Origin of the sequence: Bradyrhizobium sp. 521_C7_N1_3 (genome assembly GCF_052075975.1) — a bacterium.
Taxonomy (GTDB): Bacteria; Pseudomonadota; Alphaproteobacteria; order Rhizobiales; family Xanthobacteraceae; genus Bradyrhizobium; species Bradyrhizobium japonicum.
In genome coordinates, this window is the sequence record NZ_CP197232.1 from 4,602,261 (window position 1) to 4,618,503 (window position 16,243).

At 59.7% G+C, this 16,243-nt stretch carries 17 protein-coding genes and 1 pseudogene; 3 read left to right on the forward strand and 15 right to left on the reverse strand.

Annotated elements, in window-relative coordinates; all coding sequences use genetic code 11:
- Window position 1: 1 nt before the first annotated feature.
- The gene (locus AB7008_RS21060) at window positions 2–352 is read right to left on the reverse strand and encodes a nuclear transport factor 2 family protein (RefSeq protein ID WP_212094306.1); all 351 of its coding nucleotides are present in this window, start codon (window positions 350–352) and stop codon (window positions 2–4) included.
- 362 nt (window positions 353–714) lie between these two features.
- On the opposite strand from AB7008_RS21060, the gene nhaA reads away from it, so the two are divergent.
- Window positions 715–1,947 (forward strand): Na+/H+ antiporter NhaA, encoded by a 1,233-nt coding sequence (nhaA, locus tag AB7008_RS21065; RefSeq protein ID WP_441259453.1) that lies wholly within the window; start codon window positions 715–717, stop codon window positions 1,945–1,947.
- A 1,048-nt stretch (window positions 1,948–2,995) separates the two neighbouring features.
- On the opposite strand, the pseudogene AB7008_RS21070 reads toward nhaA, so the two are convergent.
- From AB7008_RS21070 to AB7008_RS21100, 7 genes and pseudogenes are all read right to left on the reverse strand, one after another.
- Window positions 2,996–5,288 (reverse strand): annotated as a pseudogene (locus AB7008_RS21070) (xanthine dehydrogenase family protein molybdopterin-binding subunit).
- Between the two features lies 1 nt (window position 5,289).
- Window positions 5,290–6,306: an FAD binding domain-containing protein gene (locus AB7008_RS21075; RefSeq protein WP_212094309.1), complete on the reverse strand. Its 1,017-nt coding sequence runs from the start codon at window positions 6,304–6,306 to the stop codon at window positions 5,290–5,292.
- A gap of 4 nt (window positions 6,307–6,310) precedes the next feature.
- Window positions 6,311–6,937: a (2Fe-2S)-binding protein gene (locus tag AB7008_RS21080; protein ID WP_212094310.1), complete on the reverse strand. Its 627-nt coding sequence runs from the start codon at window positions 6,935–6,937 to the stop codon at window positions 6,311–6,313.
- A gap of 94 nt (window positions 6,938–7,031) precedes the next feature.
- Window positions 7,032–7,271: a DUF2171 domain-containing protein gene (locus AB7008_RS21085; protein ID WP_148770249.1), complete on the reverse strand. Its 240-nt coding sequence runs from the start codon at window positions 7,269–7,271 to the stop codon at window positions 7,032–7,034.
- Window positions 7,272–7,513: 242 nt separating this feature from the next.
- Window positions 7,514–7,900 (reverse strand): VOC family protein, encoded by a 387-nt coding sequence (locus tag AB7008_RS21090; protein WP_441259454.1) that lies wholly within the window; start codon window positions 7,898–7,900, stop codon window positions 7,514–7,516.
- Between the two features lie 7 nt (window positions 7,901–7,907).
- Complete coding sequence (locus AB7008_RS21095; RefSeq protein WP_212094312.1) at window positions 7,908–8,144, reverse strand: hypothetical protein; 237 nt, start codon at window positions 8,142–8,144, stop codon at window positions 7,908–7,910.
- A gap of 608 nt (window positions 8,145–8,752) precedes the next feature.
- Entirely contained in the window at window positions 8,753–8,977 is a 225-nt protein-coding gene (locus AB7008_RS21100; RefSeq protein ID WP_371740556.1) for a hypothetical protein, read from the reverse strand.
- Window positions 8,978–9,333: 356 nt separating this feature from the next.
- On the opposite strand from AB7008_RS21100, the gene AB7008_RS21105 reads away from it, so the two are divergent.
- The gene (locus AB7008_RS21105; RefSeq protein ID WP_212094313.1) at window positions 9,334–9,510 is read left to right on the forward strand and encodes a DUF2934 domain-containing protein; all 177 of its coding nucleotides are present in this window, start codon (window positions 9,334–9,336) and stop codon (window positions 9,508–9,510) included.
- A gap of 124 nt (window positions 9,511–9,634) precedes the next feature.
- Here the strand turns inward: AB7008_RS21105 and AB7008_RS21110 are convergent, their stop codons facing one another.
- The 5 genes from AB7008_RS21110 to AB7008_RS21130 all read right to left on the reverse strand — a co-directional run bounded on the left by AB7008_RS21110 (window position 9,635) and on the right by AB7008_RS21130 (window position 12,689).
- Window positions 9,635–9,832, reverse strand: coding sequence for a hypothetical protein (locus AB7008_RS21110; protein ID WP_212094314.1), 198 nt, complete (start codon window positions 9,830–9,832; stop codon window positions 9,635–9,637).
- Window positions 9,833–9,975: 143 nt separating this feature from the next.
- Window positions 9,976–10,278 (reverse strand): SemiSWEET family sugar transporter, encoded by a 303-nt coding sequence (locus AB7008_RS21115; protein ID WP_441259455.1) that lies wholly within the window; start codon window positions 10,276–10,278, stop codon window positions 9,976–9,978.
- A 56-nt stretch (window positions 10,279–10,334) separates the two neighbouring features.
- Window positions 10,335–11,474, reverse strand: a complete 1,140-nt coding sequence (locus AB7008_RS21120) for a YihY/virulence factor BrkB family protein (protein WP_259224653.1) — start codon at window positions 11,472–11,474, stop codon at window positions 10,335–10,337.
- A 594-nt stretch (window positions 11,475–12,068) separates the two neighbouring features.
- Window positions 12,069–12,473, reverse strand: coding sequence for a hypothetical protein (locus tag AB7008_RS21125; RefSeq protein WP_212094316.1), 405 nt, complete (start codon window positions 12,471–12,473; stop codon window positions 12,069–12,071).
- A 15-nt stretch (window positions 12,474–12,488) separates the two neighbouring features.
- Window positions 12,489–12,689: a hypothetical protein gene (locus AB7008_RS21130; protein WP_259224654.1), complete on the reverse strand. Its 201-nt coding sequence runs from the start codon at window positions 12,687–12,689 to the stop codon at window positions 12,489–12,491.
- Between the two features lie 176 nt (window positions 12,690–12,865).
- On the opposite strand from AB7008_RS21130, the gene AB7008_RS21135 reads away from it, so the two are divergent.
- Entirely contained in the window at window positions 12,866–13,084 is a 219-nt protein-coding gene (locus AB7008_RS21135) for a hypothetical protein (protein ID WP_212094318.1), read from the forward strand.
- A gap of 1,522 nt (window positions 13,085–14,606) precedes the next feature.
- Here the strand turns inward: AB7008_RS21135 and AB7008_RS21140 are convergent.
- Together AB7008_RS21140 and AB7008_RS21145 are read right to left on the reverse strand one after the other, a co-directional pair.
- Entirely contained in the window at window positions 14,607–14,846 is a 240-nt protein-coding gene (locus AB7008_RS21140; RefSeq protein ID WP_441259456.1) for a DUF6894 family protein, read from the reverse strand.
- Between the two features lie 203 nt (window positions 14,847–15,049).
- Window positions 15,050–16,012: a LysR family transcriptional regulator gene (locus AB7008_RS21145; RefSeq protein WP_248882545.1), complete on the reverse strand. Its 963-nt coding sequence runs from the start codon at window positions 16,010–16,012 to the stop codon at window positions 15,050–15,052.
- Window positions 16,013–16,243: the final 231 nt, after the last annotated feature.

Here is a 16,243-nt window from a genome sequence, read left to right on the forward strand (position 1 = left end):
ATCATGCCAGGCCTCGTTCAGAACTAACCTTCGAAAGGCCACAAGTAAGCGACTCGATTTTTCCAGATGCGTTGAAAGTCAAGATCGCGCTAACTACGCCGACACGCGAGACGTAAGAGATCAGTGTCCCCACATATGTCGGCTGAAGATTGTAGAGATCGAACGCAGGATATTCCCGAAGGCGATCGACCCAATAGGCGCGCAGTCCTTCTTTCCCAGTGATTGTCTTCGTGCCGCCGCAGCCACAATGGACCACGGCATCATCGGCGTACATTCTCAAAATCGCATCGATATCGCCAGCGCGATAGGCGTCAAGCCAATCAATCGCAGCGGCCATCGGGTCGAAGGACATATTCCTACCTCCCAGCTTTTTCCGGAGAGGTCTAGGACGGCATTGATGAATACGAAATGAAGGTGGGACAGGGTCCTCACGGAGTTCCGTTATCCCGAGTGACGTCCCGAAAAGCGCGTCGAACGCTTCGGCTGAGGTCGGGATCTGGCCTATCGCTTCCGTTGACCGGTTGCCGCTATATGTCCGCTGATGAGAGCGGACCGGAAGCTTGTCGCTGAGCGCCAACCCGACACGATTGACCCGTTGCAGACATCGACGTTGCGTTCTCGGCCCTGTCGTGTAGAAGGGCCACGGGTGCTCGCTGCATTGGGGCAGCGACAGGTCAAGCGATGGTCGGGCCGCCACGCAGGACGCGCGTGCCCATGAACGACCAGCAGCCCGGTAGAAAACTTTCCCAATCTCGATCTCTCGCCGAGCGCGCGCTCGCGACGCTCCAACACTTCCTACATGTTGAGGCCATTAGCGGCATCGTGCTGCTAGTTGCTACTGCGGTCGCATTGCTGTGGGCCAATTCGCCCTTTGCCCACTCGTATCATGACGTCTGGAGCCTGACAGTTCCGCTTCCATTCGATGGATTTACTTTCAAACGGCCACTGCACTTCTGGATCAACGACGGGCTGATGACGGTGTTCTTCCTCGTCGTTGGCACGGAAATTCGCCGTGAAGTCTACGAGGGCGCGCTGAGTAGGTTCGATCAGGCGATCCTGCCGGTGCTGGCGGCATTCGGCGGTGTCATCGTTCCCGCGCTGATCTATCTGAGCTTCAATACCGCGGCGGGGCGCGACCATGGCTGGGCGATCCCGACTGCCACCGACATCGCGTTCGCCGTCGGCGTGCTGGCGCTGCTCGGTAAATCCATTCCGGGCAATGTGCGCGTCTTTCTCCTAGCGCTTGCCATCATCGACGACATCATTGCGGTTCTCATCATCGCGCTGTTCTATACCAGCGGGCTCGATCCCAGCGGGTGTGCGGTCGCGGCGCTCGGTGTTGTCATGGCGTTCGGTTTCCAACGGATCGGTTTCGGGTCCGCCTATGCCTACATCGTGCCCGCGTTCATTGTCTGGGCGGGCTTTCTCATGGCGGGCGTGCATCCGACGCTCGCGGGCGTCGTGCTTGGCCTGATCACGCCGGTGCGGTCGCCAAGCCCTGAGATCGTGCCACCAATCATCCGCGTGGAGACGGCGCTGCATCCGTGGGTCGCCTACGCCATCATGCCGCTCTTCGCGCTGGCCAACGCGGGCGTCAGCTTCAAGGGTATGGAGCTATCAGGCGGTGCCCAGTTCGTGACGCTCGGCGTCGCGCTGGCGCTGTGTGCAGGGAAGCCGGTCGGCGTGATCGGCGCGACCTGGCTCGCGGTGCGCACCGGCTGGTGCCGTCTGGCGCCTGATGTGACATGGGGCAGCGTCTGCCTGATCGGGCTTTTGGCGGGCATCGGTTTCACCATGTCGATCTTCATCGCCATGCTCGCCTTCGCGGACAAGAAGTTGCTGGACGCGGCGAAACTTGGCGTGCTGTTCGGTTCGCTGATCTCCGTTACCGTGGGCCTTGGATGGGGTGCGGAGTACGCTCATCGCCGACAAAAGGGTGAACGATGAGAGGTCAGATTGTGGCCCATCTCGGACCTCACGCAATGTCCGCTTCTGCGCCGCTTCTGGGAGATAAGCGGACATGGCGAATTGAGTACATGCCTAGAAAGAGGAGGATCGGCAAACTGCAGGTAGCAGTCGATCTGAAAAATATTTCATTCAATATGCTCTACGCCATGAACACAGCAGTCAACAAATGCGGGGAACCATCGTTTCCTGCAATCTCGCTAGTTTGTCGATGTCGGCTTGTGGGCCCCTAGCTGACCAATCGCGTCATGGTTCGAAGCGGCAACGTTTAACCAACAGCCGATCTAGAAGCCGCCGGTTCGTGGAGTTTCTGCCCATAGATCGGCTTGCCCTTGGGCGAGGAGGACAAAGTGACGTCCCTCTTTAAGAGGGACTCGCGGCGCGTCTGTAGGTACCGCCTGAGCCACAAGCCAAGGTCCGCCGAACGACGAAGTCGAGCATCGCGCAATACTTCGTCCAAGTCCTAAAATTGAATCTTCTCGTCCTTCATCGCTTGGCTACAAAGTCGATTTGAAAATTGACTTAACGCCCACCGGCGGAGGCCCGATGGTTGCCCAGACTGCTACCGCAAGCACAATTACCGTTATAGCGGTAGGCCAGATCGGGTATTTGGATCGACCTGCGCTCAAAGTTGGACGCCGCAGCGGCGAATATCCTGCAAGCAGGAGATGCAAAACTCACGATAAAGAATATCAATGATTGTCCACATGACCCAATCCCCGTCTGCCTAACATCGACAAGGCTGCGCCTAGTTTGTTTCAGTAGTGCTTCGTACGCCCCTGAAATTGGTTTCCGCCTATATTTCGGGCATCCCTCCAAGCTCATCCGCCAGATCGGCCGAGAATTAGATTCCGACCGCCGAGACGAAAGCTATGAGGTTAGAAGCAGGAGGGTCTCGCGTGGCCGACCGGGTCCAAGGCAAGGTCGTTATCATCGTCACGGGAGCAACGTCCGGCTGCCAGCTGCGCGCCGATTTCCTACAGGCTTTGGGAGAACATGCTTTGGGTCGCTGGAGTGACTTTAGGATCGATCAGATATCCAGTTGCTCGAGCCTGACGGGTAGTTTCCGGAGCCGCTGGCCTGTGGCATGAAAGATTGCGTTGCAAACAGCGGCATTGGTACCGACGTTACCCAATTCGCCGATGCCCTTGACGCCAGCCGGATTGATGTGATCGTCCTGCTCGGAGAGCATGATCACATCAACGCTCGGCACGTCGGCGTTCACTGGCAAGAGATAGTCGGCCAGATTGTCATTAACGTAGCGCGCATAGCGCTCATCGAGCTCTGTGGCCTCATGCAGTGCCGAAGACATGCCCCAGATCAACCCACCCATGAGCTGGCTGCGAGCAGTCCTAGTGTTCATAATGCGGCCGGCCGCGAACGCGCCAAGCAGGCGCGGCACCCTTATTTCGTGGGTCCATCGGTTGATACGCACTTCGACGAATTCGGCTCCGAACGCGTAGGCGATCTTGTCCTTCATTTCTGGACCGCCAACCATTCTCATCTGCCCCTTGTTCATGGCGCGAAACGCGTCCATGGGAGCGCCGTCCGGCTTCCACTCGCCGTATTCCTCGATCACGCTGACGCCCAACGCATCGAACGCCCGCTCATAGTCGATCTGGCGATCGCCTTTGGCTGCACGGGTGACCGGGGTCTGTCCTACGCCGACCGTTTCCTTGGCCTTATCGATGAGGTTTTCGTCGGGCATGGTGGCCTTGAACAGCTTTTGTCGGATCTGCTCGCAGACCATTATGACTGTCGAGCAGGTGCTCGCGGTTGAGTTCGAACCGCCAGCCACGGGCGCCGGCGGAAGATCGCTGTCTCCGATAAAGACCGACACGTTCTCGATGGGTACGCCGAGCCTCTCTGCGGCGGCCTGACCGATGACGGTGTAGGCGCCGTTGCCGATCTCGTGTCCGGCGATTTGTACCCTCACGTGGCCGTCGCGCTGGAGACGGACGCGCGCCGCGGCAGGCGCCATCTGCGTCGGGTAGCAACTCGTGGCGCAGCCGTAGCCCACTAGCCAATCGCCGTCCGTCATCGATTTCGGTTCTGCCTTGCGTCGCGACCATCCGAAGGTATTCGCGCCCTCATCGAAGCACGCCATTAACGACCGCGAGGTGAAAGTGTTACCTTTGATCGGTTCCTTCATGGTGTCGTTGACGCGCCGAAGCTCGATGGGATCCATCCTCAGTTCGTACGCGAGCTCGTCCATCGCGCTTTCCAGCGCGAACATGTACGGTACCTCGGGCGGGGCGCGCATGAAGCCGGGGGTATTGCGATCGGCGCGCACGATCGAGACGAGACTGTCAATGTTCGGGCACTCGTACATTCGTGTCGTGGTCTTGGTTCCGCCGACTGCATAGGGATCGGGACGGGACGAGATCTCCCAACCTTCGTGACGAAGCGAAGTCAATTTGCCATCTCGAGTGGCGCCGAGCTTCACTTGGTGGCGCGTCTCAGCCCGGAACGTGGCGATCGTAAAGCCCTGGTCGCGAGTGGCGACCAGCTTGACCGGCCTTCCCAGTCGCCTGGCAATCGACGCAATGATCGCGGTGCGCGGCGTCATCGATCCTTTCGAGCCAAACGCGCCCCCGACATAGGAATTGATGACCCTGACATTGTCGGCGTCGATGCCGAGCTGCTCGGCAACACCGTTCTTGAGACCATGCACATACTGGGTGGGCTCATAGATGATCAGGCTATCGCCGTTCCAGGCGCAACTGGTGGCGAATAGCTCCATCGGATTGTGATGCTGTGCCGGCGTTTCGTATTCGGCCGCAATTTTAACTTCTGCAGACTCGAAGGCCTTTGCGAAGTCGCCGATCTTCGGGTCTTCCTTGAATTGCGCCAACTGTCCTTTGGCGGGCGCGGTTGTGGTTCCTGGCGATCCGAATGTCGTGGTCGGAACCGCTGCCGTGTAGTTGACTTTCACCGCGTAGGCGGCTTGCCGTGCGGCTTCGAAAGTCTCCGCCAACACGACTGCGACTATTTCGCCGTCCTGAGCGATGTCGGCCGATTTCAGTGGCTGGATCGTGCTGGATGCATAGCCGCCGTTGCTGAACAGTTTTGCTTCCTTTAGCTTCTCGGCGTTTTCGTGCGTCACGATATCGACGATACCACGAACTTTTTTGGCGTCGACCAGGTCGAAGCTGTCGATGCGTCCCTTAGCGATTGAGCTGGTGACGAGGGTAGGCGTAAACAGGATTTACCAACGCCACGTCGGCGCCGTACTGAGCCTTTCCGGTCACCTTCGCTACGGCGTCATAGCGTGGAATGGGCTGGCCCATGTTGGCCTTCGGTTCGGGCGCTGCAGTCGACATTTCAAATCTCCATCGCAACGGCTTGATGTAGCGCGCGCGATACGACGCGCTTGCCGAGCGCAATCTTGAATGCGTTGTATTTGCGGCCTACAGCATCCTTGAATGCCGCCTCAGCGACCTGCGAGGCGAGGGCATCATCGAACTTCTGACCCTTGAGTAGACCCTCGGCCTCCCGGGCCCGCCACGGCACGGTCGCTACGCCACCGAGCGCGATCCGGGCATCCCGGATCGTGCCGTCCTGAACATCGAGCGCAATCGCGGCTGATGAGAGCGCGAATTCGTAGGATTGTCGGTCGCGCACCTTGAGGTAGGTCGACCGAGGCCATCGCCCCTGTATCGAGAAGGACGAGATCAACTCGCCCGGCATCAACGTTGTTTCGATCTGCGGTGAATGGCCGGGCGCCTTATGCAACTCGGCGAAGGAGACGGTGCGCGCGCCAGACGTTCCAACGATTTCGACCGTAGCGCTTAACGCAATCAGCGCCTGCGCAAAGTCGCCTGGATAGGTCGCGATGCATTGGTCGCTTGTCCCAAGCACCGCATGGGCCCGGTTGAAGCCGTCCATCGCAGCGCATCCCGATCCCGGATTTCGCTTGTTGCAATTTTCGTAGCTGACATCGCGAAAGTAGGTACAGCGGGTGCGCTGCAGGACGTTTCCCCCAAGCGAAGCCATATTCCGGATCTGCGGGCTGGCCGCGAGCTTGAGCGCATCCGCGATGACCGGATAATGTTTCTGAATGTCTGCATTCGCGGCGACATCAGACATCCGTGTCAGCGCACCCAGCGTTAGATTGCTCTCATCCAAGTTCACGGCCGACCACGCGTCGGATAGCGGGTTGATGTCGACGAGGGCGCTCGGCCGCATCACGTCGAGTTTCATCAGATCGAGTAATGTGGTGCCACCGGCGAGTGGCTGAACGGCTGCATCCGTGACCGGCGAATTGGCGGAGGCGGCCGCCGAAAGGGCCTGCACGGCAGAATTGACGTCTGCTGGTCTGCTGTAGGCGAAGGGTCGCATGCGCTCAGCCTTTCTGCTCGTCCGACAATGCCGGCGCGGCTTGCTTGACTGCCGCTACGATGTTGGGGTAGGCCGCGCAACGACAGATATTGCCGCTCATGAACTCGCGAATGTCGCTATCGGTGGTCGCGTGGCCCTCCTTCACGCACGCGATCGCCGAAACGATCTGGCCAGGAGTGCAGTACCCGCACTGGAAGGCATCTTGGTCGATGAAGGCTTGCTGCATCGGGTGCAATTGGTCACCCTGAGAAAGCCCCTCGATTGTCGTGATGGGCTGGTCCTGGACGGTCAGCGCCAATGTCAGGCACGAAAGCACGCGTCGCCCGTTGACCATGACCGTGCAGGCGCCGCATTGGCCGTGATCACAACCCTTTTTGGAACCGGTGAGACCGACGTGCTCTCGAAGCGCATCGAGCAGCGTCGTGCGGGAATCAATATTAAGGGATTTCGTCGCACCGTTGATCTGGAGTATTAAGTCAACCGGTAAACTCAGGTCCGCCGCGACGGCGGTCGTGTTTGCATCGCCGGCGGCTTTGGCAACAAGAGGCAATGCAACGGCACCGGCCGCTCCGCCGATGAACGCGCGCCTGTTAAAGCTCGACGCGAGCGCTCTGTCCTCAGGATCAGTCATGACGGCCTCCGCCGTTTTTGCCGGACGAGCCCACCGGCTGTGTCCGCAATCAAGTTAAGAGGCAAGGTCTCCCCGGACCGAGCCGTTGGTCCGTCTAGCCGCGGCCGTGCTGCCAATGCGCCGTGACGTCGGCACCCGTTTTGTTCAGATGCACATGCTGGTCGACATGGTCGATCCAAGACACCGGGATGAAATGATGGTGCTCCCCGTCCGGTGAGCTTTGCTTGGTGAGTTTGATCTTGTCGGGCCCATCGAGGTGGTCGACCTTTCCCACTGTTTTCCGGTCGGACGAAATAACGTCCATGTGCTCTTTGACCTGCGATGTATCGGGCATACGAAACCTCCGAAAATGTTCCAGAAGCGAACGCGGTGCCGGCCCGAAGGTTGCAATATCGACGGGCTCCAAACCGCCGATGGGCACTGAGCTTCTCGGATGTCACGAGCGCCAGGCTTTCAGAATACCCGCAAGGCTGGGCGCATTGTGGAACTGTTCAGCAGATCGATCGCAGTTCGCACTTGCTCCGGGAAGATCAGAGTGAGCTGGGCGCTGACGACGCGCCGTTTGTCTGTTCGATTTTAGAAGCTCTCTCGTGCGGTGTACGTCACCGCCTCGATCTTGTTGCCATCAAGGTCGCGGACAAATGCGCCATAGTGGTTGGCATTGTAATTCTCCCGAATATCGGGAGCCCCTTCGTCGACGCCGCCGTTCGTCAGGGCGGTCGAGTGAAAACGTCTGACCGTCTCGCGATCGGGCGCCTGAAAAGCTACGTGAACCCCATTCCCGACGGTTGCCGGCTGCCCGTCTGTGGGAGTTTCAATGCTGAAAATAATGTCGGAGGCGCCGTAGTGGAGCGAACGCTCCGAGTGCTTAAGGAGCCGGAGTCCAACGAGCGACAGGAGCGGATCGTAGAAGGCTCTTGCGCGCTTGACGTCATTGCTGCCGAGAGAAACGTGATGGATCATCTGGTCATCACTTGAGGCAATATCGGCGTTTCAATCTCTCAGTGGTGGTCTTCGCGGCATAGTTGATGCGGCCGAGCTCGGCTTCATCCTTGGCGATCACATGGAGTCGCCAGCCCATGTCGCTGTCCTCTTCTGCGCTGCACTCGATCTCGACGGACACAACATGCTCCCCACCTGGAAAGCTGCGGATCTCCTGAAGCGCGACAAGTTCGAGATCGTTCCTCAGGATCGCTGTTCTGGCCACCGCAGTACTCCCTTCGCCGCAACAAGCGACGCTCTGCGACGATCATCGGCCCAACAAGAGTCGGACGGAGATGTTCCTAAGCTCCATAGCGTGCAAACCAAGACCCAATCGTCTCAATCGCAATTGCGCGTTGACAACCAAGCGCTCGCCAGCGCGTTAGCAGTGATGACCGACGAGCGATTTGCAGACCATTGCCGTAAGGAAGCCGGGGATTGTGAACGGGAGGCGGAGCGAACCGTCAGCCCGCTTGACAAGGAAGCATGGCTCCGCCTTAGCAGGGAATGGACCAAACTCGCCGGCCCGGCCTCACCGCCGCGGGTGAACCGCCGGACATTAGCCAGGAACAATTGTTCGACGTGCCAACCGCGCGCGCTGCGCCGGCGCCGGATGGAGAAGTTGCGGCTGAGCTTCCCGCGCCGGCGGAGGAGGCCGCTCTACCGGCGCCACCACCTCTACCGCCTCCGCCACCTCCGACAAGTGCAAAGCTCGAAATCCTCATGGTGCGGCTCGCTTAGCGACCAAAGCCACGCTCCTGCGGTTCGTTCCGGAGGGATGGAAAAAGCCCCACACCGTTGCCAATGTGGGGCGATAGCGCTGTACGTTGCGAGTTAGCGCTTTGCGGGCGGACCGCTCTTGTTTCCCGGCAAACCCTTTACGTTTGCCGGATCCTGTTCCTGTACGGACAGGTTCTGCGACGCTGAGCCAACCGTGCCCTGTTGCGAGGGACCGTTCTTTCCGCCAGGCGCTCCGCTAATCCCCGCCCCAGAATTCTGGGCGCTTGGAGCTGTCGAAACCGTGCCGGATGTGTCCGCCCGATTTGCGTCGCCTGGCATACGGGACGCCGAGCCGGGCTTGTCCTGTTCACCGACATATCCCGATGCGCCTGAGTTTTGTGTCTTGATGCCCTTGTCCGCCTCGTTCTGGAGGGTCTGCGATGGCGTCGTCTGTTGGGCAATGGCTGGTCCCGTCACACTGGAGATCGCCACGAGTGCTGCGAGTGCTAATAGCCGCATGATGAAAATTCCTCCGTAGGTTGTTGTTGTGATTAACGTGCGGAGGAAACGACGTTTCCAATTTTATAAAGGATTTCTAAGCCAGTTCGCGGTGTGGCCCGAAGGACGACAGATACCGCCACGAGGAACTCCCGTTCCATTGGCGGCTTGGGACTCATGCAACAGGGGAGTTTGAGATGTCAGATTTAAGCGAAGAAGAGATCCGCAAACGCGCCTATGAGCTTTGGAAAGGTGCGGGCGAACCGTGCGGGAAGATGGATACGTTCTGGTATGAAGCCGAGAAGCAGCTCCTTGCCGAGCGATCAACGCAAGGCGAGCTACCGCCCGGCATGACCGACAATCTGCCGGTCTAAGCCACGACCCGGCTTTGCACCTAGAGGACGCAGCGGACTTATGGTTTGGCCGCAAATAGAAACAGTTTGCGGTCCGACAAGAATGCCGGTTCAAGTTCCGCAAAGCGGACGGCGTCAGATACCTCTACAGCGCAGGTGGCGGGACAGGGATGCCGGTCTCATCATCTGGCTGACACGGCTGAATGGTGTACCCATCCTCCAGAACTGTCTTCCCAGCGACAACATCAACAAGGCCAGCCTCTTCGGCGTGAGTCCAAACCTCTTCCTCGGTAGGGAATTCCTTGCTGAGCTTCTGGTCGTCTTCAAACAGCGCGTAGGGCATAGGAGCTCCTCTTCGAACAGAACGCCGTGAGGAGGGACTGGTTCAAAGCGCAGGCACCGGCGTGCGCGTCGCCTTCGATGCCGCGGCCTTGGACCAGCATATCGCATTGCTGAAATGGTTTCGGTGGGCGACGACCCCTCTGATTAGCACTCCTCGGCGGTGGATGAGGCTTCAGCGGCCGCGCGATTTAAGATCGCGGACCTTACAGCCGGGAAGATGGCCGCGAGCGTGGCGCCTACCCCGTTCGCGGCCACGATCATCCAATCGCCCCGGATTGAGCCGTAGATGATCCAGAGCCCGAGACCGAGAGGCAGCGTCGCGAGCATGAAGCGAGAAAGATCGTCCGCCGAGCCGCGAGGCCACGCCTTGCGGATCTGTGGCACATACGAAAGAGAGGCGAGGAAGGCCGCTATGCCGCCAATGCAGGGAGCCAAAGGATCGAGCATGGATGGCCTGAGCTATTTGGTTCCAGAAGAGACATAAAGGGCGTCCAATGCGACCTTCAGGTGCGAGCCGCGCCGACGGTGTCGGCCATCTTCGCGCCTCGGGCGCCCATCGGCTGAGGCGCACCGGTCGTGGTATCTCGCGCGGTCTGGTGTTCCATCTCGGCGTTCAGCTCCGCGCCGAGCAGGATCACGATGGCCGAGATCCAAAGCCACGTCATGAAGCCTATCGCTGCGCCGAGCGAGCCATAGGTCGCGTTGAAAGTCCCAAAGTTAGCTGCATAGAACGAGAACAGTGCCGAGGCGACAAGCCACATCATTGTAGCCGCGATGCTTCCCCATGTGAGCCATCTCCAGCGCGACGCTTCGCGGCTTGGTCCGAAGCGATAGACGCATGCCAAGGCAAGCGCGACGGCAACAAACAGAACCGGCCATCTAGCCCACCGGATGACGAGTTCGGCAATATTCGAAAGCCACACGTAGTCGAGGATGACCGGCACCACCACCACGGTGGCGAGCGCGATAAGGACGAAGGCAATGCCGGCGACCGTGAAAGACAGAGAAATAGCGTTGAGCTTCACGAAGCTTCGCTCTTCCTGCTGGCCGTAGACGATGTTCAACGTGTCGAATAGGGACTTCATCGCCGCGTTGGCGCTCCATAGCGAAATGAAGAGACCGATCATGAAGGTCAGTCCGAGCGTTCGGTCGCCTTTCGTGGCCACGCGCGTAAGTTGCTCTCGCGCGATTTCGATGGCGCCCCCCGGGACGAAGCCGGATATCACGTCGAGATGCTTGGAGATGCTGCCCGGATCGGAGAAGAAGCCGTAGATCGCGACGAGTGCCGCGAGGGCAGGGAATATCGCGAGGATGCTGTAGTAAGTCATGCCCGCGGCCAGAGCCAGGATCCGATGGTCACCGACGTTGCCGTAGACGCGCAGTAGGATGTCTTTCCAGCCCTGGACCGGAATCTCGGCTGGCGATTTGGCGCGGCGCCCGCGGTTTTTGCTTTCCGTGGCCAGGGCGGACGCGGAAGCGCCGCGTTGTTCTTTGGATGGCATCGGCGATGCGTCACCTGCATCTTCGTTCGGCGGAGCGCCGCGATCGAGCAGCAATGCTATAGCCAACATGCCGAGGGCCGCAGCAATGCTCCATCCGCCCAGACGTCCTTCTTCGCTGCGCACATTCTCGAGCTTGGGCATTTGCTCCTCCGCAGAACCAAGACTGGCAGCGAGCAGGAGTTCCTTCTAACTCTGACCAGCAGAGTTGTTCGAGCGATGTCCCGGAGCCGGCCGATGAGCCGCGGCGATTGTCCGCAGCCCTTATTTTAGACTTTGGCGTCCGGTTTAGGACAGACCAAGCTGGCGAACATCCCAACGATGCAGAAGGCTACGAATGCCCAGCCAGCGCCTGACCACGTGTTCTCCAATAACTTTTGGATATCTAATCAACAGCATGAGCATCATCAAGAAGCCGAAGAGCGACGGATCGATCTCGCAAAGCAACTTGGCGCTGATGAACAGTCGATGACGAATGATACAGAAGCTATGTCAGGCTTGCGCTCGGCATCGAACATATCGATGACATCATCGCCGACTTGGACCAGGCGTTGACAGCAACGTAGTGTCAGGGCTGTGGCGATGCGAGGCGGTGCGGCCGCTGCGCACCGACGCCAGCTTCATGCGATTGCAATTCCGAAATGCTTCGCATGGGGGCGGTTCGGCCGCATACGCCTCGTCCATCGACTCCTCTTTAGCCTGGAGGTGCGTCCTGTTGCTTCTGACGCGCTTGCGCCTTTAGGATGCGTTCGATCGAGCCCGCTCGCATCCTTCACGGCGGCGCTCACGTCGCTCACGGCGACGCTTCGCCCGCTCCGCGAGCGGCGGCAGACGGGGTACGGGTGCATCGACCGTCTCGGACTGAGCCGTCTCGACCGGTTGATTGAGTGCGGTGCGCGCCTCCATGAATTCGAGCACGGCCCGACCTTTTTCCGTGATCTTCCACCCACCGCTTTCGCGATAGACCAGTCCTTGCGAAAATATATCGAGATCCGGTACGCGCGCGGCCAGTCGCTTGGTCCGGTCGGCCCAGTCCCGGCCGCTAGTCGCCAAGATTGCCATGTCGCGCTTGATGTCGTCCATCACAGCGAATCCGTCCGGGTAGGACACCAAGACCTTCAACACTGTGACCTGAAAATTCACCGCCGCGTCTCGCGTTCAGCGCCACATGGTCGGCGCCCCGGAAAGGGCTTCGCGGCCGACCCGCCTAAGGTCTTCGGGCGAGACGTCTCCACGGGTCGCGGCTTCCAGGATCTTTGACGCAACGTGCGTGCGCGCTCCGGTTTCGCGCTCCGAAACGCTCTCGCAAACCTCGTCGAGAACTGCGCGCAAAAGCGCGGTGGTGGCTGTGTCGAACATGAGACGCCCCCGCACGGGAAAGCATTAGACTAGCCAAGTTTTCCCGATATGCGAGTCGTTTATGAGGTCAGCAAATCTGACCTTCGATGCCAGGCTCTCGCCTCGCGAGCAAGCGCCAACACTGCCGCTCGACCGAGGATGCAGGAACGAAGGCATTCGACGCAGGTTCTATATTCATGAGCGAACCTATTCCTTGGCTTATCGAGAATGCGATACAGATTGCCTGGCACTACCTCGAGTCGACGGGCCAGATCATCGATTCTGTCGAAGCGAGCAGGTTTCTTCTGAAGACGGTCGATGAGATGGTGCTCAAAGGCGAGCACCGGAAGTTGATGCTCGCTAACCGCGCTATCGACGCCTATCGCAATCGATGCAAACTTCGTCAAGTACTCTAGATGGCGACGGCCGCTCTCTTAGCTGCGCTGCTCCTGATTGCCGGGCTCGTCCTTGCGATCCGGCACCGAAGCAGTCGGGACAAGATCGCGTGCCGCAAGGCAGATCAGACGGTGCGCGATCACTTCGTTCATCACTGAGCCTGTTAAGGTGCCGGGCCACATTCTTCCGCTACGAAAAGCCGCCTTGGGCTATCTGCCGAAGATGGCTTGAGATTGCGCCAAGCTTTTCAGGCACCGCGCAGCGGCAGCGACAGCTGAAGGTCGAAAACCTTCGTTGAATTCTCGGCGACGAAGGGCTTCGAGCGCCGCCGAGACTTCGACATTCGTACTAACAGCGCGTTGGGCGACGGCGTCGGCAATGTCCGAGGTTGCGTCTCTCGACTAGCCCTCGATCGCATTGAAGGTGACGATGCGGACCGGGTAGGTGTACTCGCCGAAAGGATGAGACGGCCTCGGGTCGGGCGATTTTGGGCTAGGAGTCGGGGTCGCTCCGCCGGCCCGGCGGCGGGCTAGCGAGACCCAAAAGCGGAAACCGCCGCTATCGTTCCTACGCCAAGGTCGGTGGCTTTTTCTGTTTGGAGATCAATGGAGCACTGACCCAGAGTCAAGGTTGCTTCGCGCAAAAGGCACGAAGGCCCCAGCAGGGATGCTGCTGCGGCCCGCGCTTGTCAAAAATTCCGGGTGAAAAGAACTAAGTGAAGTATGCAGCCAGCCCCGGTACGCGCGATCAGAACACTGCATTATTTCAGCAGTATTTCGTCGTTCGAAGAAAATGCTGTTCCTTTCTAGGAACTTAGACGGTGTGGCAATCGTGCGCGGACTCGGGGGATGGCCCGCCGCGCTGGCTGCTGACGGGCCTTCAACCTCGAGCACGTGTATGTCCCCCCGTGGTCCCGTCTAAAGCTAATTTGACAGATTCTCACTAAAGAGCGGCAAACGTCTCCCGCCCGGTGAGATGTTTCCTCCGGCATGAGATGTGCTAGGCCTCAAACGCACCGCGCCGATCGGCGGAGGGTCGCGGTGTCGGCCGCAGGAGCTATCTCGAGACGGCGTCCTGCGGTCGAACGGCGATCGCTCAACGCTGCGTTTTCTCTGAGAAAGCCTTTAACCGATTTTGATGAGACGGCGAATCGCGGTGGCGCGCTTTTGTGTGGATCGTTTGCGGCAATCCACGCATCGATTCTGAAGTTCGCTCGACCGGCATCCGATGTCCGAAGGCGACAGTGCCACCCTCGGGCGCCCCGTAGGCGACCGCGAGCCGGCTGAAGGCGATGTCGCCTAACGAGGGTAAAGCCGCTCAATGGACCTCAAGTCTCAAAAGTTCAGGGAAATGGGCAGCAAAGCCTTGGGGGCGTCTCGACCGTCAGATTCTGGAACGCTTGTCCTGCGAATGTTACGCGGTGCTGGTGGAGCAATCGAAGAGCCTGAGCAGATAGGACAAAGCGCTTCTGGTGCCAGGACCTTCGAGGACCTGAGGGTTTCTTTGGGTCATAGGTCCGCGGCACCGAACGCGGGCAGGGTGTCAACCTCTCGCAATCCATCTCGTTTTGAAGTCGGCCGAAATTTCTAGCACTGGCCCTTTGCTGCTTCGAATGAGGATTGCCATTCGCCCGTCGGCATAGTGGCGGGCGAAGTCTCTGCTGGCGTCGGCGAGAGCGGTCAACGCTTCTTTGCGGGCGTCTTCGACGCCGGAAAACTCTCCACCATCATCGTCGATGGTGACCCCGTCGTCGCCGTGGAAGTCGAAATAAAATCTTGGCATACGGGAGAAGCGACGGACCTAAAGGGCAGTTCCTAATTCTTCGTTTCGGGCGTTCCCAAAGGTTCCCCGTTAGCGTTCCGGAGCGTGATGGTGCGCCCGGTGCCATTAGCGAGGCGTTTGGCTATACTCGACGCCTGTAACGACCCTACTTCTCCAGCAAGCCGTCTGCGCAGAACTCTACGTCGGCTGCGGAGGCGGAATCTTCATTTGCGCCGAGGGCGACGATCCGCAGGGCTTCGTCCTGCAGCGGTTACAGAAGCTTCTATCGTCCGCGGACTCGACTTCCTTTGCCCAGTAAGAAGCGGAGCGTGCGTAGTGAGCCTGCCGGACACGAACTCGGTGAAGAGCCGAACACGTTTTGTCTTGCGGGTCTCCCCCTGCGTGAGAAGCCAAAGCGTGCCGTACATGTGCAGGTCGGTGCCCGGCACTCTCGCCAGTAGAGGGTCGGCATCTCCGACGAAGCACGGCAGCGTCGTGATTCCGAGCCCTTGCCGAACTGCCGCGATCTGCCCTTCGGCGTCCGTCACCCTGAATGGAACTCGCGTGGTGCGAACGTTGCCTTCGCTGGCCCAGTCCGGGATCCCATGCATGCTGATGACGATCCACCGGACGGGATCCGGCGCGTCCGCACGCGTTGCGGCGAGTCGGTCGCGCGACATGTAGACCCCTCCGAACACTTCCGGCCCCTTCAGGCCGTGAAGATTGAGCGGTAGGGTTTTGCGGTCGTAGACGACGCGGATAGCGACATCGGCCTCCCGGTTGGTCAGATTGGCCAACTCGCCAGACGACAGGATTTCCATTTCGATGTCCGGATGCAGACGCGCGAATTCGGTGAAGTCCGACATGAGCAGGTGCGTCGAAAGGGGCGGAGCCAGCGTCACCCGCAGAAGCCCGCGTACGCTCTGGTCGCGGCCGAAGACGCGCGTCTCCAACTGGTGCGACGATGCTTCCATCTGCTCCGCGAGTTCGAGGACCTCCTCCCCCGCTGCCGTCAGGCGGTAGCCTGAAGGCAGCTTCTCGAACATGCGCGCCCCAAGGCGTTCTTCCAGCTGGGCGACGCGCCGCAGCACGGTCGCATGATTCACACCGACGCGTTCGGCGGCTGCCCTTACCGAACCTCCGCGCGCGACGGCGAGAAAATAGCGAACGTCGTCCCAGTCAATCATGGTGCAATCCGGCACCGGTCTGTGCCCATTCCGGAACCTCTATGTAGCACGCCGAACAACGGAAAATAGGCTATTCTCATCGGTTTTGCGGCGGATACGGCCGATTCCGAATGGCCGGGCGCCGAGAGTCCCGACCGGGGCCAGAGCCTCCTGCCCGGTTCGATTTCGCACCAGCGATGTGCGCGTTTGCGCACTCAAATCCAAGCGCAGCCAGGTCTACTTCGACGAGAC